This window comes from Leyella stercorea (assembly GCF_019052365.1).
Classification (GTDB): Bacteria; Bacteroidota; Bacteroidia; order Bacteroidales; family Bacteroidaceae; genus Prevotella.
Genome location: NZ_JAHQUY010000013.1, coordinates 31,493 through 51,780, shown reverse-complemented (window position 1 = coordinate 51,780; position 20,288 = coordinate 31,493). Strand labels below are relative to the sequence as shown.

General features: G+C 48.3%; 18 protein-coding genes and 4 pseudogenes. 21 read left to right on the top strand and 1 reads right to left on the bottom strand.

The genetic code is table 11. From position 1 onward, the window contains the following. Window positions 1–244: 244 nt before the first annotated feature. From tet(Q) to KTQ90_RS04175, 11 genes and pseudogenes are all read left to right on the top strand, one after another. Window positions 245–2,170 carry a tetracycline resistance ribosomal protection protein Tet(Q) gene (gene tet(Q) / locus KTQ90_RS04215; protein WP_217317297.1) on the top strand — a complete coding sequence of 642 codons (1,926 nt, stop codon included), beginning with the start codon at window positions 245–247 and terminating at the stop codon, window positions 2,168–2,170. After that, window positions 2,170–2,409 (top strand): annotated as a pseudogene (locus tag KTQ90_RS13670) (hypothetical protein); the annotation flags it as partial. The gene tet(Q) and the pseudogene KTQ90_RS13670, both read left to right, overlap by 1 nt. Then, window positions 2,409–2,735: pseudogene (locus KTQ90_RS13665) on the top strand (GNAT family N-acetyltransferase); the annotation flags it as partial. The pseudogenes KTQ90_RS13670 and KTQ90_RS13665, both read left to right, overlap by 1 nt. A gap of 43 nt (window positions 2,736–2,778) precedes the next feature. Further along, window positions 2,779–3,900, top strand: coding sequence for an efflux RND transporter periplasmic adaptor subunit (locus tag KTQ90_RS04205; RefSeq protein ID WP_005816213.1), 1,122 nt, complete (start codon window positions 2,779–2,781; stop codon window positions 3,898–3,900). Further along, entirely contained in the window at window positions 3,897–7,010 is a 3,114-nt protein-coding gene (locus KTQ90_RS04200; protein WP_217317296.1) for an efflux RND transporter permease subunit, read from the top strand. Before KTQ90_RS04205 ends, KTQ90_RS04200 begins: the two co-directional genes overlap by 4 nt. Further along, window positions 7,011–8,369 (top strand): efflux transporter outer membrane subunit, encoded by a 1,359-nt coding sequence (locus tag KTQ90_RS04195; protein ID WP_005816221.1) that lies wholly within the window; start codon window positions 7,011–7,013, stop codon window positions 8,367–8,369. It begins immediately after the preceding gene. A gap of 137 nt (window positions 8,370–8,506) precedes the next feature. Next, window positions 8,507–8,821: pseudogene (locus KTQ90_RS13660) on the top strand (hypothetical protein); the annotation flags it as partial. Beyond that, window positions 8,818–9,582, top strand: a pseudogene (locus tag KTQ90_RS04190) (SIS domain-containing protein); the annotation flags it as partial. The pseudogenes KTQ90_RS13660 and KTQ90_RS04190, both read left to right, overlap by 4 nt. Beyond that, window positions 9,579–9,767: a hypothetical protein gene (locus tag KTQ90_RS04185; protein WP_005816226.1), complete on the top strand. Its 189-nt coding sequence runs from the start codon at window positions 9,579–9,581 to the stop codon at window positions 9,765–9,767. The pseudogene KTQ90_RS04190 and the gene KTQ90_RS04185, both read left to right, overlap by 4 nt. Window positions 9,768–10,001: 234 nt before the next feature. Next, a complete protein-coding gene (locus tag KTQ90_RS04180) occupies window positions 10,002–11,144 on the top strand; it encodes an ImmA/IrrE family metallo-endopeptidase (RefSeq protein WP_007897423.1) in 1,143 nt (380 codons plus the stop codon). Beyond that, window positions 11,135–11,692 carry a DUF4411 family protein gene (locus KTQ90_RS04175; protein WP_005816230.1) on the top strand — a complete coding sequence of 186 codons (558 nt, stop codon included), beginning with the start codon at window positions 11,135–11,137 and terminating at the stop codon, window positions 11,690–11,692. Before KTQ90_RS04180 ends, KTQ90_RS04175 begins: the two co-directional genes overlap by 10 nt. 162 nt (window positions 11,693–11,854) lie before the next feature. Here the strand turns inward: KTQ90_RS04175 and KTQ90_RS04170 are convergent, their stop codons facing one another. Next, on the bottom strand, window positions 11,855–12,484 hold the full coding sequence (locus KTQ90_RS04170) for a M23 family metallopeptidase (RefSeq protein WP_007837448.1): 630 nt from the start codon (window positions 12,482–12,484) through the stop codon (window positions 11,855–11,857). A gap of 220 nt (window positions 12,485–12,704) precedes the next feature. On the opposite strand from KTQ90_RS04170, the gene KTQ90_RS04165 reads away from it, so the two are divergent. The 10 genes from KTQ90_RS04165 to KTQ90_RS04120 all read left to right on the top strand — a co-directional run bounded on the left by KTQ90_RS04165 (window position 12,705) and on the right by KTQ90_RS04120 (window position 20,283). Next, on the top strand, window positions 12,705–13,466 hold the full coding sequence (locus KTQ90_RS04165; RefSeq protein ID WP_005816235.1) for a DUF4099 domain-containing protein: 762 nt from the start codon (window positions 12,705–12,707) through the stop codon (window positions 13,464–13,466). Between the two features lie 23 nt (window positions 13,467–13,489). After that, window positions 13,490–13,714, top strand: a complete 225-nt coding sequence (locus tag KTQ90_RS04160; RefSeq protein WP_005816237.1) for a hypothetical protein — start codon at window positions 13,490–13,492, stop codon at window positions 13,712–13,714. A gap of 37 nt (window positions 13,715–13,751) precedes the next feature. Then, a complete protein-coding gene (locus KTQ90_RS04155; RefSeq protein ID WP_005816239.1) occupies window positions 13,752–15,347 on the top strand; it encodes a hypothetical protein in 1,596 nt (531 codons plus the stop codon). A gap of 30 nt (window positions 15,348–15,377) precedes the next feature. Continuing rightward, window positions 15,378–16,520 carry a toprim domain-containing protein gene (locus KTQ90_RS04150; RefSeq protein ID WP_005816242.1) on the top strand — a complete coding sequence of 381 codons (1,143 nt, stop codon included), beginning with the start codon at window positions 15,378–15,380 and terminating at the stop codon, window positions 16,518–16,520. Continuing rightward, window positions 16,517–17,002: a PH domain-containing protein gene (locus KTQ90_RS04145; protein ID WP_005816244.1), complete on the top strand. Its 486-nt coding sequence runs from the start codon at window positions 16,517–16,519 to the stop codon at window positions 17,000–17,002. Before KTQ90_RS04150 ends, KTQ90_RS04145 begins: the two co-directional genes overlap by 4 nt. Further along, the gene (locus KTQ90_RS04140; protein WP_005816246.1) at window positions 16,983–17,684 is read left to right on the top strand and encodes a hypothetical protein; all 702 of its coding nucleotides are present in this window, start codon (window positions 16,983–16,985) and stop codon (window positions 17,682–17,684) included. The genes KTQ90_RS04145 and KTQ90_RS04140 overlap by 20 nt, the downstream gene beginning before the upstream one ends. Window positions 17,685–17,701: 17 nt before the next feature. After that, window positions 17,702–18,385: a hypothetical protein gene (locus KTQ90_RS04135; protein WP_005816248.1), complete on the top strand. Its 684-nt coding sequence runs from the start codon at window positions 17,702–17,704 to the stop codon at window positions 18,383–18,385. Window positions 18,386–18,478: 93 nt separating this feature from the next. After that, window positions 18,479–19,141, top strand: coding sequence for a hypothetical protein (locus KTQ90_RS04130; RefSeq protein ID WP_005816251.1), 663 nt, complete (start codon window positions 18,479–18,481; stop codon window positions 19,139–19,141). Window positions 19,142–19,156: 15 nt separating this feature from the next. Next, on the top strand, window positions 19,157–19,978 hold the full coding sequence (locus tag KTQ90_RS04125) for a M23 family metallopeptidase (RefSeq protein ID WP_005816253.1): 822 nt from the start codon (window positions 19,157–19,159) through the stop codon (window positions 19,976–19,978). Window positions 19,979–20,010: 32 nt separating this feature from the next. Continuing rightward, complete coding sequence (locus KTQ90_RS04120; RefSeq protein WP_007897422.1) at window positions 20,011–20,283, top strand: hypothetical protein; 273 nt, start codon at window positions 20,011–20,013, stop codon at window positions 20,281–20,283. The last annotated feature ends 5 nt before the right edge of the window (window positions 20,284–20,288 follow it).

Genomic DNA, 20,288 nt, shown 5'->3' with positions numbered 1-20,288 from the left:
TCAAGCCTTATTTGAGGCTTGATACCCCGCCATGCCCTTTCGCTGAATAGTTACAAAAAGTTAAAAAATCCTCCCACTTTTGTTAGATATATTTTTTTTGTGTAATTTTGTAATCGTTATGCGGCAGTAATAATATACATATTAATACGAGTTAGTAATCCTGTAGTTCTCACATGCTACGAGGAGGTATTAAAAGGTGCGTTTCGACAATGCATCTATTGTAGTATATTATTGCTTAATCCAAATGAATATTATAAATTTAGGAATTCTTGCTCACATTGATGCAGGAAAAACTTCCGTAACCGAGAATCTGCTGTTTGCCAGTGGAGCAACGGAAAAGTGCGGCCGTGTGGATAATGGTGACACCATAACAGACTCTATGGATATAGAGAAACGTAGAGGAATTACTGTTCGGGCTTCTACGACATCTATTATCTGGAATGGAGTGAAATGCAATATCATTGACACTCCGGGACACATGGATTTTATTGCGGAAGTGGAGCGGACATTCAAAATGCTTGATGGAGCAGTCCTCATCTTATCCGCAAAGGAAGGCATACAAGCGCAGACAAAGTTGCTGTTCAGTACTTTACAAAAGCTGCAAATCCCGACAATTATATTTATCAATAAGATTGACCGTGCCGGTGTGAATTTGGAGCGTTTGTATATGGATATAAAAACAAATCTGTCGCAAGATGTCCTGTTTATGCAAACTGTTGTCGATGGATCGGTTTATCCGGTTTGCTCCCAAACATATATAAAGGAAGAATACAAAGAATTTGTATGCAACCATGACGACGATATATTAGAACGATATTTGGCGGATAGCGAAATTTCACCGGCTGATTATTGGAATACGATAATCGCTCTTGTGGCAAAAGCCAAAGTCTATCCGGTGCTACATGGATCAGCAATGTTCAATATCGGTATCAATGAGTTGTTGGACGCCATCACTTCTTTTATACTTCCTCCGGCATCAGTCTCAAACAGACTTTCAGCTTATCTCTATAAGATAGAGCATGACCCCAAAGGGCATAAAAGAAGTTTTCTTAAAATAATTGACGGAAGTCTGAGACTTCGAGACGTTGTAAGAATCAACGATTCGGAAAAATTCATCAAGATTAAAAATCTAAAGACTATTTATCAGGGCAGAGAGATAAATGTTGATGAAGTGGGTGCCAATGATATCGCGATTGTAGAAGATATAGAAGATTTTCGAATCGGAGATTATTTAGGTGCTAAACCTTGTTTGATTCAAGGATTATCGCATCAGCATCCCGCTCTCAAATCCTCCGTCCGGCCAGACAGGCCCGAAGAGAGAAGCAAGGTGATATCCGCTCTGAATACATTGTGGATTGAAGACCCGTCTTTGTCCTTTTCCATAAACTCATATAGTGATGAATTGGAAATCTCGTTATATGGTTTAACCCAAAAGGAAATCATACAGACATTGCTGGAAGAACGATTTTCCGTAAAGGTCCATTTTGATGAGATCAAGACTATATACAAAGAACGACCTGTAAAAAAGGTCAATAAGATTATTCAGATCGAAGTGCCGCCCAACCCTTATTGGGCCACAATAGGGCTGACTCTTGAACCCTTACCGTTAGGGACAGGGTTGCAAATCGAAAGTGACATCTCCTATGGTTATCTGAACCATTCTTTTCAAAATGCCGTTTTTGAAGGGATTCGTATGTCTTGCCAATCCGGGTTACATGGATGGGAAGTGACTGATCTGAAAGTAACTTTTACTCAAGCCGAGTATTATAGCCCGGTAAGTACACCTGCTGATTTCAGACAGCTGACCCCTTATGTCTTCAGGCTGGCCTTGCAACAGTCAGGTGTGGACATTCTCGAACCGATGCTCTATTTTGAGTTGCAGATACCCCAAGCGGCAAGTTCCAAAGCTATTACAGATTTGCAAAAAATGATGTCTGAGATTGAAGACATCAGTTGCAATAATGAGTGGTGTCATATTAAAGGGAAAGTTCCATTAAATACAAGTAAAGACTATGCATCAGAAGTAAGTTCATACACTAAGGGCTTAGGCATTTTTATGGTTAAGCCATGCGGGTATCAAATAACAAAAGGCGGTTATTCTGATAATATCCGCATGAACGAAAAAGATAAACTTTTATTCATGTTCCAAAAATCAATGTCATCAAAATAATGGAGCGGTCAGGAAATTTCTATAAGGCAATACAGTTGGGATATATACTTATCTCCATTCTTATCGGATGTATGGCATATAATAGCCTCTATGAATGGCAGGAGATAGAAGCATTAGAACTTGGCAATAAAAAAATAGACGAGCTCCGAAAAGAAATAAACAATATCAATATTCAAATGATAAAATTTTCTCTATTGGGTGAAACAATACTGGAATGGAACGATAAAGATATCGAGCATTGTTCGCTTTGCGTGAGAATGAAGACACTTATAATGTGGGGTGGCATTTCAACAAACGTTTTGAAGGCAAAGGATTCGCTTGTGAAGCGGCAGCCGGATTGTTGGATTATCTTTTCCGAGAGGCGGGCGCACGGCGTATCTATGGATTTGTGGAAGATGACAATATCCGCTCCAAACGCTTATGCGAACGTCTTGGTATGCGCCGCGAAGGATGTTTCAAAGAGTTTGTGACATTCGTAAACAATCCTGACGGCTCCCCAAAATATGAAGATACCTGTGTTTATGCCATTCTCGAAAAAGAGTGGAATACCATCCGTCAGTGGTGACACACCAAACCTATTATGAATTAATACAAAACAAGAAGAAAATATGAACAAGCAATTCATTATCACGAATTTCGCCGCATTTGCTCTCATGCTGTTCCTGCCGACCGGATGCAGGCAGGCGGACGGCAAGCAGGATGCGGTGCAGAGTTATCGGGTCATAAAGGTCGCGGCAAGTCCGGTGGAAATCTCCGAGTCCTATTCCGCCGCCATACGCGGACGGCAGGATGTGGACATCCTGCCGCAAATATCCGGGCGCATTATCCGTCTGAAAGTGAAAGAGGGTGAACGGGTGAAGACCGGTCAAGTATTGGCTGTAATTGACCAAGTGCCCTATCGGGCGGCATTACGCACGGCGCAGGCCAATGTCAGCGCGGCACAGGCAAAAGTGGAAACGGCAAGAATCGAGCTGCGGGGCAAGCAGGCATTGTTTGACGAGAAGGTCATATCCGACTACGAGCTTTCTCTCGCCCGGAACCAACTGGCAGTGGCGTGTGCTGAACTCGAACAGGCAAAGGCACAAGAATCGGATGCACGCAACAATCTCTCCTATACGGAAATCAAAAGCCCGAGCAACGGAGTAGTAGGCACATTGCCCTATCGCATCGGTGCGCTTGTCGGTCCCAATATGGCACAGCCTTTCACGGTCGTGTCCGACAATGCGGAGATGTATGCCTATTTCTCCATTTCGGAGAATATGCTACGGCGATATTTGGCTCGCTATGGCTCGATTGACAGCATGATAGCCGGGATGCCGGAAGTGGGCCTGCAACTCAACGACGGCAGCCTGTACAAGGCGAAAGGACGTATTGAAACCGTAAGCGGCGTGGTGGATCCTGTTACCGGAACGGTACAAATCAAAGCCCTGTTCCCCAATCCCGACCGCGAACTGTTGAGTGGCAGCATCGGCAATGTCATCCTTCAAAACCCGAAAACGGAGGCCGTAACCATTCCCATGACCGCCACCGTGGAACTGCAGGACAAGATTATCGCTTACCGTCTGAAAAACGGACAGGCGGAAGCCGCCTATCTCACGGTGGACCGCCTGAACGACGGCAACCGGTTTATCGTAAAAGAAGGTCTTTCGGTCGGTGACACCATTGTCGCCGAAGGCGTGGGACTGGTGAGAGAAGGCATGAGCATAACCCCTAAAAACGAAACGAAATGAACCTGCGATTTTTTATAGACCGCCCGGTGTTTTCGGGCGTTATCTCGGTGGTGATTGTACTGTTGGGCATGATTTCCATGTTTTCCTTGCCGGTGGAACAATACCCCGACATCGCACCTCCGACCATCAACGTATCCGCAACTTATCCTGGAGCAAACGCTGAAACTGTGCAGAAGGCAGTGATAACCCCTCTGGAAGAAGCCATCAACGGCGTGGAAGACATGACCTATATGACTTCCACGGCATCGAATACGGGCGATGCTTCCATCGACATCTATTTCAAGCAGGGAACCAACGCGGACATGGCGGCGGTAAACGTGCAGAACCGCGTGAACGGCGCGCTGAGCCAGCTTCCGGCGGAAGCCACCAAGACCGGTGTCACCACTGAAAAGCAGCAGAATGCCGAACTGATGACTTTCGCGCTCTATTCGCCCGATGACCGCTTCGACCAGACCTTCCTGAACAATTACGTGAAAATCAATGTCGAGCCGAGGCTGAAACGTATCAGCGGCGTGGGAAAGGCAAAGATGTTCGGTTCCAACTACAGCATGCGACTTTGGCTGCGTCCCGACAAGATGGCGCAATACGGGCTTATCCCCGATGACATATCCACCGTACTCGCACGACAGAACATCGAGGCCGCCACCGGCTCCTTCGGTGCCAATCATCCTACCGCCAATGAATACACGATGAAATACCGCGGACGCTTGTCCGGCGCGGAAGAGTTCGGTGAGTTGGTCATCAAGTCACTGCCGGGCGGCAATGTGCTTCGGCTGAAGGAGGTTGCCGATGTGGAACTGGGCGATGAATACTACAACTATTCCTCCGAAGTGAACGGGCATCCGGCAGCCATGATGCTCATCAACCAGAAAGCCGGGTCCAATGCTTCAAGCACCATCAAGGAGATTCACGAAGTGCTTGACGACCTCAGCCGGGACTTGCCCGAAGGGACGGAATTCGTGGTGCTTACCGATACCAACAAGTTCCTGTATGCTTCCATCAATTCTGTTATCCGGACACTTATTGAAGCGATACTTCTGGTTATCGTGGTGGTATATGTATTTTTGCAAGATATTAAGTCCACGCTTATTCCTACGATATCCATTTTCGTCTCCATTATCGGTACGTTCGCCGTGATGTCCATGATCGGCTTCTCCGTCAACCTGCTCACCCTGTTCGCGCTTGTGCTTGCCATCGGAACTGTGGTCGATGATGCCATTGTGGTGGTGGAAGCGGTGCAGGCGAAGTTCGACGAGGGCTATCAGTCTGCGGTTCTCGCGGCTGATGATGCCATGAAAGGCGTTTCGTCGGCTATCCTGACCTCTACCATCATCTTTATGGCAGTGTTTTTCCCCGTTGCCATGATGGGCGGGACTTCGGGAGCGTTCTACACGCAGTTCGGTATCACGATGGCTGTTGCCGTGGGAATCTCGGCAGTCAATGCCTTCACACTCTCACCGGCACTTTGCGCGCTGCTGCTGAAACCCTATATCGATGAGCAGGGCAACACCAAGAACAATTTTGCAGCCCGTTTCCGTAAAGCGTTCAATGCCGTCTTCGACCGTCTGAGCCGACGCTATGTACGTGGAGTGATGTTCATTATCCATCGCCGATGGCTGTTGTGGAGCATCATAGGCATTTCTTTCGGGTTGCTGGTGCTGCTGGTCAATGTCACAAAGACGGGACTTATTCCCGAAGAGGACACCGGGACGGTCATGGTGAGCATGAACACGAAGCCCGGCACATCCATGGCTCAGACAAGTAAGGTGATGGAGCGTATCAACAGCCGTCTCGACAGCATCGGCGAGATTGAATACAGCGGTGCGGTCGCCGGTTTCTCTTTCAGCGGTTCCGGTCCCTCGCAGGCGATGTATTTCGTGACACTCAAAGACTGGGAGCAGCGTAAGGGAGAGGGGCAGTCGGTCAATGATGTCATCGGAAAGATTTATGCCGCCACTTCGGATATTCCCGATGCCACGGTGTTCGCCATGTCGCCTCCGATGATTGCCGGGTACGGCATGGGAAACGGTTTCGAGCTTTATTTGCAGGACAAGGCGGGCGGAAACATCGCCGCCTTCAAGGAAGAGGCAGACAAGTTTGTCGAAGCCTTGTCGCAGCGACCCGAAATCGGCGAAGTCTATTCCTCCTTTGCCACGGATTATCCGCAATACTGGGTGGATATCGATGCCGCCAAATGCGAACAGTCGGGTGTGTCGCCCGCAGATGTGCTTTCCACATTGTCGGGCTATTATACCGGACAATATGTTTCCGACTTCAACCGGTTCTCCAAGCTCTACCATGTGACCATGCAGGCTCCGGCGGAATATCGTGTGAATGCGGAATCCCTGCACCACATGTATGTGCGTGCCACCGATGGCGGCATGTCGCCTTTGAGCCGGTTCGTGCGCCTGACCAAGACCAACGGCCCGTCAGACCTCACCCGTTTCAACCTGTTCAACGCCATCTCGATTAGCGGGTCTCCGGCTCAGGGCTACAGTTCGGGGCAGGTGCTCGAAGCCATCGGCGAGACGGCACGTGAAGTGCTTCCGTCAAATTACACATACGAGTTTGGCGGCATTTCGCGTGAGGAAAGCAAGACGACCAACAATGCCACGCTTATATTCCTGCTCTGCATGGTTCTGGTCTATCTGATTCTGTGCGCCTTGTATGAGAGCGTGTTCATACCCTTCGCGGTTCTGTTGTCGGTGCCTTGCGGACTGATGGGCAGTTTCCTGTTTGCGTGGCTCTTCGGTCTGGAGAACAACATCTACATGCAGACCGGACTTATCATGATTATAGGCCTGCTTGCCAAGACAGCGATCCTGCTTACCGAATACGCCGGTAAACGGCGGTCGGAAGGCATGACGCTGGCACAGGCGGCATACAGTGCGGCAAAAGTCCGCCTGCGCCCCATATTGATGACTGTGTTGTCCATGGTGTTCGGTCTTGTCCCGCTGATGATGGCGCACGGAGTGGGTGCCAACGGCAGCCGTTCGCTTGCCACAGGTGTAATCGGTGGAATGATTGTAGGTACTTTGGCTCTGTTGTTCCTTGTGCCGTCATTGTTTATTGTATTCCAATATATCCAAGAACGTGTTAAGCATAATTAAATGAAGAAGACAGTAATATATATCATATTGTCGGGATGGATGCTTGCCGGCTGTGGCACATACAGCCGGTATCATCGCCCTGACCTCTCAACGGAGAATCTGTATCGGGACATGCCGGCGGACATTGATACAATGACCATCGCGTCCCTGTCGTGGCGGGAAATGTTTACCGACCCGAAACTCCAGTCCTTGATTGAAACCGGACTTGAACGGAACGCAGACCTCAATGTGGCACGGTTACGCGTGGAAGCGGCAGAAGCCGTCCTGATGACTGCCAGACTATCATATCTTCCATCACTGGGACTGACTGCCGAAGGTAATGCCAATAAACATGACGGAGCAACGGCAAAGACATATAATGTGGGAGCGTCGGCAAGCTGGGAACTGGACATCTTCGGCAAACTTACGGCGGCAAAGCGTGGCGCAGCCGCCGCATTACAAGGAAGCCGTGCCTACCGGCAGGCCGTACAGACACAGCTTGTCGCCACTATTGCAGACAGTTACTACACCCTTGCCATGCTTGACGCACAAATGACAATAAGTAACCGGACTTTGGAGAACTGGCGGACTACCGTACGCACTCTTGAAGCGTTGAAAAAAGTGGGGAAATCAAACGAGGCTGGCGTATTGCAGGCAAAGGCGAACGTGATGCGACTCGAAGCATCCCTGTTATCCATACGCAAGAGTATTTCCGAAACAGAAAACGCCCTGTCTGCGATACTTGCCATGCCGTCACACTCGATTGGACGAAGTGATCTGGCCGAGGCTGCTTTCCCCGATACTGTCTCGATCGGAGTCCCTTTGCAACTGCTTTCCAACCGTCCCGACGTGCGTCAGGCTGAAATGGAACTGGCGCAAGCATTCTACGCCACCAATGCGGCCCGTGCCGCCTTCTATCCCAATATTACCCTCTCGGGAATTCTTGGATGGACTAATAACGGCGGTGGCGTAATCGTAAATCCCGGACAATGGTTACTTAATGCCATCGGTTCCCTGACACAGCCGTTATTCAACCGGGGCGTAAACATCGCCAACTTGAAGATAGCCAAAAGCCGTCAGGAAGAAGCCAAACTGTTGTTCCGGCAATCATTACTGAACGCAGGAAAGGAAGTGAACGATGCTCTGACCGCATGGCAGACGGCAAAATCGCAAATTGAAATCAATGCTCGGCAGGTTGAAACATTATGCGACGCTGTGCGAAAGACAGAATCGCTGATGCGTCATTCCAATACCACCTATCTGGAAGTGCTGACCGCCAAACAGTCTCTTCTCGAAGCGGAAGTGCAACAGTTACAAACTCGTTTTGAACGCATACAAAGTATAATTAAACTTTACCATGCGTTGGGAGGAGGAATGTAACTTTACAAGAATTATAACCTAATACTGAACCATGTTGTGTAATTTTTATATTTCAGTCGTCATAAACTTATAAATAAGTAATTTAGTATGCAAAAACAAATTAAAAAGTCTTCTCTTTTTTTGAAGAGAAGCAACACCTGACCCACTTCGCTACCGAACAGGATGTAGCAGAAGAATTGTTTGAGTTACTCTTAGAAGCGAGAGAACTCTATCTTCAGGATGTGATTTTGAATGGCAAGCGGTATGACCGCTATGTGGATGACTTCATCAACAGTCATCGGTATATCAACTGCAACAGTGCAATTTGCCGAAACTGCCACGAGATGAACATCCACATCGTCAAGGGACTGCTGAACGAATGCGCCCACCTTATCCAGCCTCTTTTTGAGGCATCCGACTTCTCCTTTGAGAAGTGTATGGAGTTACAAAGGAAGTATGACCGCTCGGAACCGTTGCCGCCATACAGTTGGCACGGAGCAAGGGGGCTTTTGTGTATGGCATCTGCAACGTCGTGGGTGCCTCTATCCCAAGAAATACGGATTCCGGGACATACATCCATGTAGGACCTGAGATAGGTGTGGCTTCTACCAAGGCTTTTACAGGACAGGTAACGGTGCTGATGCTGCTTGCCCTCTGCGTGGGACAGATGCGTGGTACTGTGGATGATGCAACCGTAGAGAGGATTGTCCGGGAGTTGAAGAACATGCCCCTATATATAAAAGATGTGTTGGGACTTGCTGACAAAATCAAGAACTTGTCGAAGATATACACCTATGCCCGCAACTTCCTTTATCTCGGTCGTGGGTACAACTACCCCACCGCCCTTGAAGGTGCGTTGAAGCTGAAAGAAATATCCTATATCCATGCGGAGGGTTATCCTGCTGCGGAAATGAAGCATGGACCGATTGCACTTGTAGATAGCGAGATGCCCACGGTGGTCATTGCTCCAACGGACTCGCTGTATGACAAGATAATCAGTAATGTAAGGCAGGTGAAGGCGCGTGGCGGTACGGTTGTCGCCATCATTACCAAGGGCAATGACGCAATGAAGGACATCGCCGACCATTGCCTTGAAGTGCCCGACGTACCCGAATGCCTTACACCTCTCGTTGTTTCCGTCCCATTGCAGTTGCTGGCCTATTACATCGCCATCAACAAGGATAGGAATGTTGACCAGCCAAGAAACCTTGCTAAATCAGTTACCGTAGAATGAATAGAATATTATCACTTATTGTTACCATCCTCTTTGCGTTGTGCATTGAGGCTGGCATCTTTATGCTTATTGCCCACTGGTGGGGCATGACTGCGGCCATTACCGTGATAGCCATTGAATGTGTGTTAGCCTTATGGACAGTTTACGAAATGAGACATGCGAGTGATGAACCAGTTGATGAATAACATTGCAGGCTGTGGTTAGAACGAAAAAGGCTAAAAACAAAAGGACGGGTCGATGATTCGTCCTATTTTTGTGTCTTTTTGGTGGCAAAATGTAGCGATTTAGCAAAATAAACATAAATTCCAGTGATATTCAGCATGAAAATTCGCCCATTTAAGTGAAAATGTGTAATTTTGCAACGCAAAATTGTGCCTAAGCATTTGCATCAAAACAACAATAGTTCAATCGAGGCTGATATGAAAGTAGAGATTAACAAGAAACGTTTAGAATACCTGCTGGCATTATACAAGATGTCGGTGGATGACTTGTTGTCTCTTCTGAACAAAGGCAGGAAACGGATAACAGGAGCCGCAGACATCAGTGGAGATTCTATTGATTTGGGGGTGTTGAAGCGTATAGGTGAGATATTCGACAAAGAAGTCAGTTTCTTTCAAGACTATTCTAAGTTGTCAACCAATGCAAGCAGCAGTATCTTCTTCCGCAAGACCTCATTCGGAACAGAGCTGAACTTGGAGTCGATCCGTACTGTAAACCGATTCGAGAGTCTGAAAAACGCTTTGGATGCATACAACAAACTGTCGCAACTGGATGTGAAGTTTGACATAGAACACTACACCCTACAAGATGACCCTAAGACAGTAGCCGTACGTGCAAGAGATTTTTTTTATCCCGGGGAAACTGTCAATCATAGGCAGTTTCTTGTGAAGATGATAGAAAAAATCGCCGATCATGGCATTTTTGTCTTTGAATACATAGAGACATGGAACAAGAAAGAGAAAACCAACATTGACGGTTTTTACCTTAAGCCCAATGTGATAGTGCTTAAGCATCATAAGCATTACAAGCGAGAAATATTCACTCTGGCGCATGAATTGGGGCATTGTCTATTGGGGATTGAAGAAGTGGAGTCGGTGGACATGATGGACATCTCGGCACAGACTTCATACAGTGATGTCGAAAGATGGTGCAATGATTTTGCATATCAGTTCATTATGGGACAAGAAGCAGAAACACTTGCTAACATAGCATGTGTAGATTCCCGTAACGACTACTGCATTGACCTCTTCAAGGCTATCAGTGCACGGACGCACATTAGCCGTCTTGCCTTATATACAAGGATGTATATCGACAGGAAAATCAGCTATTCGAGCTACAGCAATGTCAAGAGTGAATTGGCAGAGGAATACAGAAGAAGAGAGGAACAGGAAAAGTTGAAAAACTCTGAGAAGAGAGGCGGGCGAACACCAAAGCCCATCATTTCTCCGCTATTCTTGAAAACCATGCAATATGCCTATTTCAATGGAGTGGTCAACGAGACCACTTTCTGTTCGAGACTCAATGTCAAACCAGCAAATTTTGAGAGGGAGTTATGGCGATAGTTGTTGATACATGCTCATTGGTGATGATTGCCAAGAATTATCTTCCCTTGGATAAGGACGGACAGTTGTACTCATTCCTGGAAGAGGCGTTCTCCCGCAAGGATTTGATGCTACTTGATGTGATTCTGGATGAATCAAAACGCACCTCCAAAGGAATTGCAGTTGAAAAGATGCCTTTCCTCAAAGACAAGAAATTGGTCATTCCGACAAAGGATCTATTTCCATGTGCCCCAGAGAGATTCAGCAACATGATAGACAACAATTTCTGTGTAAGACTGAAGAAGCAGGAACTGACTGAAGAAGAATACATAGAGCAAAAGGAAGAATACCTTAAAACAGGTGATGCTAAGATTATCATTTATGCACTGAATGTACGACACTCGGACGCTATCCATCTGGAAGAGATGCAAGTAATGACGGAGGAAACAAGGCAGCAGAATGACGGTAAGTTGTTCAAGAAACTTCCTTTGTTGTGTGAGCAGATAGGGATTGGAACACTAACCGTTTCAGAATATCTGCATAGAAACGGGTTCTTTATTGACAAATAGCATAGATATTAGTATCATCTTATGACATCTTTCACGAAATCATATTATATTCGTGAATAAAACACTTGTTTTTCAAGAATAGAAATTGTTGAGGATTAGATATTTAAGACATTATTGCAATGCGGAAGGGGTGATGTGAACGACAAAAGACAAGGCGTTCTATTAGAGTGGATGCTTGATAAGATTGAGAAGAATGGACGGGTCGATGGCTCGTCCTTTTTTTGTGTCTTTGAGTGTGAGGTGCAGGTGGGGACCAGTACTGCGACCACTGTTGCCTGTCAGCGCGATGATGATGCCGGGACGGACGTGGGTGCCTTTGGTGACGAGAGTTTGGGAGAGGTGGCAATAGCTGACGGTGAAGTCGCCGTGACGGAGGGTGACATAGAGGCCTGAACGTTTGTCCTTGCCTACCTTGATGACCTCGCCGTGCATCATGGCGTATGTGGGTTCGTAATTTGCCTTCAAATCAAGCCCGTTGTGTAGGGCTTTTCTTTTTGTAAATGGGTCTCTGCGGTAGCCGAAAGGGCTGGTGACAGAGATATGACGGAGTGGACTGACAAGTGCCGTGTGGCGGTCGGTCTGCTCCGTTTGGGTTTGTAATGGGGCAAAGGCAAGAGAGTCTCGCCGCTGATGCGGCGAGCACGGAGGCAGTTGTTCGGATGTTGCGGACTGCGTCGTTTTTGGCACAGCCTTGCGGTGTACCTTAGTCTGTGTGACGGTATTGAACTGAGCGCATACTGTTGCTGATGAACAGAATATTGCTGCTATTGTGATGAGTAGAAATCGTTTCATGGTGCAAAAGTAACAAGCAATTCTTTGACTGGCATAAAGAACAAAGGGAAGACAAGAAGATTGTAACATAATATAGCAATCGAGTTTGATTTTTGAGCAGAAATCAAACTCAAATAATAATAATCGTCAAAAATAACACGCATTATCTTATGCAATTCTGCTTGTCTCTGAATAGGTATATAACTTTGCATGAGTTTAATTTCAAATTCAAAGTTAAAGTATGAAGCAAGTACGATTTGAAGAGAGCGAGGTGCCTTATCAGACACTGGCTCGTTTTGGTCTCACACAAGAGAAGATTGAAGACCTGCCCATGTGGGCGTTGGAAGATATTGGTCAGGGACGACGTTCACCGTTGCTGCCCATTCAGGTGAATAATGATGAGGGCGAGACATTGAAGAGCCGCACCCGATTTGCGTTGGTCCGTATGGAGGACGGCAAGGTGGATGTGGTCTTCTATCCGCAGTTGGAGAAATCACCATTGGAGGCTTTTACTCAGGAACAGCAGGAGGACTTGCTGGCTGGAAAGGCTATCCTTGCCGATGTTAAGGATGCTGATGGCAGGAGCAGCAAGGCTTTCGTGCAGATTGACACGGAGACCAATCAGGTGATGTCGGTACCTACGCCTGTCATCGGGCGCAACTTGGAGGTGCTGAAGGATGAACTGAAACTGAGTTCGGCAGAACTGACCGTGATGCAGAAGGGTGAGCCGCTCACGCTCATCATGGAGGACGAACAGGTGACGGTGGGTATTGACCTGAACGATAAGACCGGCATAAGGATTAATCAAGGCGACAGTCAGAAGTGGAAGGAGAACACCAAGCGAGAGTGGGACAAATACACCTTCGGGTGCTATGGCTGTTGGGTAATGGGCGATGACGGTAATCTTGACTATGTGCCTGAAGAGGAATACACGGAAGAACTTTGGAATGAGCAGAAGAAGAATGGAGAGCGCAACCGCGCCTCTTTTTCCATGCACAAATAATCTACACATAATATAATAAGTATATGGCATCAAATAAATATTATCCAGAGGATGTGCTCGTCGAGAAGATACAGAGCGGCGAGTACGGTTGGTTGGAGTATGTCAACCATCATTCTGCTGAATGGCAGGAAGAATATGAGAGCTATTGTCTGAACAACGGACTCTGCATTTGTGAAGAGAGTGCGGAGCAGTTTGTCCATCACAAAGATGAGGAACTGGAGAAGGCAATAGAGAACGGTGAAGCATGATAAATGAAGAGTGAAGAATGAAGAGTGAAGAATAAGTATGGCGATAAGAAAGAATACGAATCCCCAACAGATGGACCTGCAACCAGAGATGCGTGACTTGCTCATGCGCAATGGTATGCAGGCTCATGTGGTGAGTAATGGCAGCGGCTATCAGCTTGTGGTGCAAGGGCATGACAGTCCGCTGCTTACCTATAACATCACCGAGAAGCAGATGTTGGCTCTGACCGACTGGGGTACGAATCATGCCAACAAGTTAGCCTACAATACCTTTACGGGCATTGTGGGCAACGACTTCTATATGCCCAAGAACTTCGTTCATGCACGCAATGCCAACGGTCGTGTAGCTATGGGGCTGCACGGCTATCGTGTTGGTATCGGCGAGTATGGACGGATGGGGCGCATCGATATGCCACCACCCTTTTTAGGTTGGACACCACGCAGTCAGGAGGGATTCCATCTTCGCAGAGTTGGAGGACGATTGTTCTTCCCCGAAGCCCCGATTGTGCCTGAACGTTGGGACGGCAGAATGAAGCCTGGCGAATTGCAGAGCGGCGGTTATGGGTTCTATTATAAGGGACAGCAACAGAGTTATAGCCCTCAGCAACAGGATGTGCTGAAAGATTTGGAGGGAATCATAATGCCTTCCATCAGCCGCACGAGAAGCACGGAGCCAGCCAAGCCTTATAAGGAACTGATTACCTCGCCTGTCTATTTCACCAATGAGAAGTGGCAGGAGTGTCTGGCATCGCATGGCATCATCATTGATGAGAATGCGAAGACGCTGACCATTCAGTCGAACAGCGTCAATGCCGACATGGTGTATGACCTGACAGATGAGGAACTGAAGAAACTCACCTCCAACTCCATCAAGGAAGTGCCCGTCGTTCAACGCTTGGAACTGCTGAATGGCATCATCAAGGACGACTTTGCTGACAAAATCCTGATGGACACACTGAATAGCAAGGAGCGCATCGACCTGCATCTGCATCCCGAACTTGAACAGGAGTTGCAGCAGCGTCAGCAACAAGACGAGGAACGGTTGCTTCCGTTGGAAGAGGACGAGACTGTCAGACGTGACGTGTTGCAAGGCGATGCCATGGTGAGAGGTGAAGACCTTGCCTTGATTAATGAGAACAAGGGTTGGTATCGTGAGGGAGCGCATGGGCGTGAAGTGAAAGTCGGTGACATCATGGTGGAGAAAGTGCCTCCGATGGAGGGAGATAAGAAAGGCGAAGATAAGTATCGCATGACCGCCATTATCAATGGAGAAGCCATCACGCACGAAATCAAGCAGAAGGACTACGACAAGTTCTTGGCGGTGGATGACTACCATCGCATGAAACTCTTCTCCAAGGTTTTCAGTGAAGTGGATATGAAGACACGCCCCGAAACCAACGCCGGACTGGGCACGAAGATATTGGCGGCTCTGACGGCAGGAGCAGTCGTTACAGCAGAGGTGGCGCATGACATAAGCCACCATCATCACCATCCAGCCCCGGAGTTCTATGCAGAGCATCATGGCGGTCCACGTCCTTACTTCAAACCGGGAGTGGATTCGCCACAGGAGATTGCGGCAAGGTACTTTGAGGCAGAAGCAAATCATGTTGCCACGGAGATAAGGAGAGGATATTAACAATGTATAATTTACAATTTATAATTTATAATGAGTAGTGAACTGACATACGATGACTTTCTGGACAGGTTGAGCATACAGGAAGTACTGGTGGACGCAGGGTATCATCTGAACAAGAGAGATGGCTTGCGTTATCCGTCGTATGTGCGTACTGACAGTGAGGGCAGACGGGTGCGTGGTGATAAGTTCATTGTCACGCAGAATGGGAAATGTTGCTTCCAACCACCGCAGCAGAAGGTGTATAATGTCATTTCGTTCATCAAGGAGCATCCAGAAATGTTTTCAGAGAACAAGGTGGGAATGTCTCCTGACCGACTCGTCAACCTCGTCTGCAACCGACTGCTCAACCAACCCATAGAGGACAGACCATCGAAGATTACAGAACCAAGAAAGGACGGAAAGCCATTCAACCTGAATGACTACGACATCCACAAGTTCAATCCGCAGGACAGGGAAACGCAGAAAAGGTTTTATCCCTATTTTAAGTTCCGAGGCATCGACCTCTATACGCAGTATGCTTTTCATCGGCATTTCTGTCTGGCTACTAAGCATCGGACGGATGGACTTACCTTTGCCAACCTTGCCTTTCCGCTTGTACTGCCCAAGACACCCGACAAGACTGTGGGCTTTGAGGAACGAGGACGACCGAAGATGGACGGTAGCGGCGGTTACAAGGGCAAGGCAGAAGGAAGCAACAGCAGTGAAGGACTGTGGATTGCCAACCTCACGGGCGAGCCGTTGGATAAAGCAAGCGAAATTGTATGGTTTGAGAGTGCCTACGATGCCATGGCAGAGTATCAGATAAATCCTGTAAAGATGGTGTATGTATCTACGGGCGGCACACCCACCGAGGGACAGATGCGAGGACTTCTGTCCGTTACTCCCAACGCACGGCACTATTTGGGTTTTGACAAGGACGATGCAGGGCGGCAGTTTGTTGCAAACTTCAGGAAGGTGGCAGCAGAGATGGGCTTCCGTCACGAGCATGTGCAAGCCTATCATCCATTGGGTTGCTACAAGGACTGGAACGATGCGCTGCTCAACAAGAAATCAGCAGAACTGATTGCCAAGGGCGAACCAGATACCTTCGACTATGCCGAGTTTATCGCAGCCGGCAAGGCAGAGAAACAAAGGGAAAAAGAAGAAAAGAACACATATCATAGAAGCGTATGAGACAAGAAGATAATAGCATCATCACCTTGTGCCCCAGCATCGGACAGTTTTTCATCAACGAACTGCCTCTGTTGCTGTTGTGCGTGGCAATGCTCCTAATCGGAGGATTGCCCGGTTGTGCATATAGTACCCTGTTGCTTGTCTTCAGCCTCCTGTTCTCCCTCTGTTTACTCTACCGATTCATCTATCTGAGGAGTATCCGCTACCATATCGGGAGCGAGCAACTCATCTGTGAGCACGGAGTGTTTCAGCGGAGCGTGAACTACATGGAGTTGTACCGAGTGGTGGACTTTGCCGAGCATCAGACATTGATACAACAGTTATGCGGACTGAAAAGCGTGACCGTGTTGTCGATGGATAGAACGACACCGAAACTGGAAATGACCGGCATCAGCAACAGCTATGACGTGGTGAGTGTGATACGAACAAGAGTAGAAACGAACAAACGAAGAAAGGGCGTATATGAGATTACGAATAGATAAGATTTGGTTCATTGTCGTGGCATTGGTACTGAGCGTGCCGTCAGCCCATGCACAGATTGTGACTGCCAACCCTTTGGAATGGATGGCATTAGCAGAGGGCAACGAAGCCATCAACGGTGAGATAGAGAAGGAAATCAAAGGTCAGACCAAGACTGCCCTGTTGCAGAATACCATCGCCGCAGAGTTCACCAAGATACACGAATGGGAGAAGAAGTACAACAGTTATCTGAAAACCGCCAGTGGTTATGCCTCTTCCCTCAAAGCCTGTACCTATCTGTACGACGATGGAGTGAAGATATTCATCACCTTGTGTAAGATGCGCAAGGCCATCAACAATAATCCGCAAGGCATCGTTGCCACCCTCTCGATGAACAACCTGTATATGGAGACCGCCACGGAATTGGTGTCCGTCTTCACACTGCTGAAAGATGCAGTCGCCAAAGGAGGCAAAGAGAACATGCTGACTGGTGCGGAAAGGAGCAAGACGCTGTGGGCACTGAACGACAAGCTGAGTGCCTTCAGCAAGAAGCTGCATCGTCTTTATCTGTCTATACGATATTACACCATGACCGATGTGTGGAACGGCGTGACGGCAGGGATGATAGACCGAAGCAATGGAGAGATAGCCACCCAAGCCCTTAGCAGATGGCGCAGAGCAGGACGTATGACCATCAGTGATTAACGATAAAGGAATCAGTCATGAAGTATTTCATATCAATTGCCATTTTTATGTTTATATCATCTTTTGCAGGAGTGCGGGCGCAGAACGACCCGACTCTTGCGGGGATGATTCTGATGTACACCAACAAGGCGGAGAAAGAACTGAAGAATCAGGAGAAAGTGATGCTGCTACAATCCACCGGCCATATCTGGACCAAGGAGGAAGTGGAAGCCACTACCGACCTGCAGCGGGAGTTCAACAACTATCTGGACTCCTTCCGTTCCATCGTCAGCTATGCCGCACAGATATATGGTTTCTATCACGAGATAGGTCAGTTGGTGGACAATATGGGTGGATTGGTGGCGCAGTTGGATGCCCATCCTGCCAACGGACTTGCCGTAGCCCTGTCAGCCAAGCGCAACAAGATATACCGCGAGCTGATTATGAACAGCATCGAGATAGTTAATGACATACGCACGGTATGCCTGTCGGGCAACAAGATGACCGAGAAGGAGCGTGTGGAGATAGTCTTCGGCATCCGACCCAAACTGAAGAAGATGAACAAGCAGTTGAAGCGACTGACGAGGGCGGTGAAATACACCACCATGGGCGATGTTTGGATGGAGATAGACGAAGGGGCAAGACCCACCAAAGCGAACAAAGCCGAGATAGCAGCGGCTGCCAAGAGGCGGTGGAAGCAGGTGGGCAAGAACGTAAACTGATGGAGCAGCGAGAGCAGAGCCGAACTTGTTCGAGCTATGCCGAGTCGTGACAGAAGAAGACGAAGTCAAACCGTGATTAAAAAACGATAAGATATGGGATTTTGGAGTTCATTATTGAAATATGGTGGCAAGGCGGCACGAGGTACTGGCCATGTCATCGGAGTAACTGGAAAGACCTTAGGCAGTGCGGCACTCCACCCGCAACGCACCCTTATGGGAGCCGGCAAGGCTATGCAGACGGCCGCAGTGGGTAGTGCCGCAGGCTATGTGACATGGGAGAAGCTGACCACAGACAAGAGCGTGGCACGCATCGTAGGTGATGCTGTCATCGGCGAGAATGCCACGGAAGCGGTGGCACAAACCGCCAACGATGTGCAACGTCTGACGGGCAAGGCTGGTGAAGCCGTTGATGCGGTGAACACTGTAGCCGGAAAGATGGACACCCAGTTCAGCGGCATCAGTGATTTCTTTAGGAATATGTTCGGAGGCGTAGGATGCGACATGATAGGCAATCTCTTTGGCAATATCGGCAAGGGCAACGTGTCGGGTATGAGCATCGTCGGACTGGTGGCTGCCGCCTTCATGGTATTCGGACGCTTTGGTTGGATGAGCAAGATTGCGGGTGCCCTGCTTGGAGCGATGATCATCGGGAACAATTCTAAGGTGGCGCAAACTCTGCCTAACAGAGGCGGTACGTCTTCACATGGGCAGAACATGAAAGAAGCAGAGACCCAAAGCAGAGGGATGAAACGATAACCAATATACAGTGATATGAGATATACAGAAGAAATGATACTGCGCTCATCGAGCGGCTACTGTATGCCGTTTGAGGAGCCTATAAAGCAGGACGTGCAGATGTCCTTGGGTTACGGAGAGCAGAAAAATCCCGTGACGGGAGAAACATTCTTCCATCACGGCATAGACTTCTCAGTGAACCATTACCTGCTGTCGGCGGTGGCAACGGGAACCGTCTCTGCCATTGGGTCGGACGCGGAGCATGGCATCTACCAGACCATCCGCTACGGCAAATACGAAGTGACTTACAGGCATCTCTCCAATGTCTTCGCCAACTTCTCCCAAAGCGTCAAGGCCGGTCAGACCATCGCCATCAGTGGCGACCTGCTGCACATGGAGGTGAGGTTTGACGGAGAGGAAATCAATCCGTTGGAGTTCCTCACCATGCTCTACGGCAATATCAAGGCATTGGAGCACAATTCCCAAATGGGCATCAATGAACTGGACATGAACATCCCTTCACCCTACGACACCGACCGTCAGGAGATAGAGGCATTGATGCTCCGCTTCCTTCCCTCCTACTTCGAGGACCTTCAACAAGGAGCATACTCTCTGCCCGAACATACGGAGCAGTCGTTGAGAAACATCTTCTCGTTGGGAGCGAGCAAGCATTATTTCTACGAGACCATGCCGAGCATGGCTAATCCCTTGGGCATCGGCAACCGCTGTATGCCTTTGGCGACTAAGGTGCAGAACCTGCTCATTGCCGACTTTCTCAACTATCTTGCCATGCGACATCAGGTATATCTCTCCACGATGGACGAGGTGTTAAAAAAAAACTCCAAGAGCAAGCCCTGACGCATGACGGCATCATCGACCCTCTTGCCGACTTGGACGTGGATATCCAGAGCTTCGACATTCCGAGGATAGTGAGCGTCTATCCCGACCGGGCTGGCGTGAGATGGTGGACAAAGGCATGGTTCAATGGTAAGGAAGAGGGGGAACCCTCCGTGGAGATTGAGGAACGTATGGCCGTGCAGTTCATCCACTGCCAAGTGGACAAGGATGCATGGTTGGAGGAACACTATCCTAAGCAGATGGAGATATATCACAATGCCATCGAGCAGACAAAGGAACAGATATTACAGCAGTATAATATATAAACAAG

What these genes read in the sequence shown, in the direction of transcription:
- KTQ90_RS04205 (WP_005816213.1), top strand. Translation starts at nt 2,779, where the DNA reads ATGAACAAGCAATTCATTATCACGAATTTCGCCGCATTTGCTCTCATG.
- KTQ90_RS04200 (WP_217317296.1), top strand. Translation starts at nt 3,897, where the DNA reads ATGAACCTGCGATTTTTTATAGACCGCCCGGTGTTTTCGGGCGTTATC.
- KTQ90_RS04195 (WP_005816221.1), top strand. Translation starts at nt 7,011, where the DNA reads ATGAAGAAGACAGTAATATATATCATATTGTCGGGATGGATGCTTGCC.
- KTQ90_RS04185 (WP_005816226.1), top strand. Translation starts at nt 9,579, where the DNA reads ATGAATAGAATATTATCACTTATTGTTACCATCCTCTTTGCGTTGTGC.
- KTQ90_RS04180 (WP_007897423.1), top strand. Translation starts at nt 10,002, where the DNA reads ATGAAAGTAGAGATTAACAAGAAACGTTTAGAATACCTGCTGGCATTA.
- KTQ90_RS04175 (WP_005816230.1), top strand. Translation starts at nt 11,135, where the DNA reads ATGGCGATAGTTGTTGATACATGCTCATTGGTGATGATTGCCAAGAAT.
- KTQ90_RS04170 (WP_007837448.1), bottom strand. Translation starts at nt 12,484, where the DNA reads ATGAAACGATTTCTACTCATCACAATAGCAGCAATATTCTGTTCATCA.
- KTQ90_RS04165 (WP_005816235.1), top strand. Translation starts at nt 12,705, where the DNA reads ATGAAGCAAGTACGATTTGAAGAGAGCGAGGTGCCTTATCAGACACTG.
- KTQ90_RS04160 (WP_005816237.1), top strand. Translation starts at nt 13,490, where the DNA reads ATGGCATCAAATAAATATTATCCAGAGGATGTGCTCGTCGAGAAGATA.
- KTQ90_RS04155 (WP_005816239.1), top strand. Translation starts at nt 13,752, where the DNA reads ATGGCGATAAGAAAGAATACGAATCCCCAACAGATGGACCTGCAACCA.
- KTQ90_RS04150 (WP_005816242.1), top strand. Translation starts at nt 15,378, where the DNA reads ATGAGTAGTGAACTGACATACGATGACTTTCTGGACAGGTTGAGCATA.
- KTQ90_RS04145 (WP_005816244.1), top strand. Translation starts at nt 16,517, where the DNA reads ATGAGACAAGAAGATAATAGCATCATCACCTTGTGCCCCAGCATCGGA.
- KTQ90_RS04140 (WP_005816246.1), top strand. Translation starts at nt 16,983, where the DNA reads ATGAGATTACGAATAGATAAGATTTGGTTCATTGTCGTGGCATTGGTA.
- KTQ90_RS04135 (WP_005816248.1), top strand. Translation starts at nt 17,702, where the DNA reads ATGAAGTATTTCATATCAATTGCCATTTTTATGTTTATATCATCTTTT.
- KTQ90_RS04130 (WP_005816251.1), top strand. Translation starts at nt 18,479, where the DNA reads ATGGGATTTTGGAGTTCATTATTGAAATATGGTGGCAAGGCGGCACGA.
- KTQ90_RS04125 (WP_005816253.1), top strand. Translation starts at nt 19,157, where the DNA reads ATGAGATATACAGAAGAAATGATACTGCGCTCATCGAGCGGCTACTGT.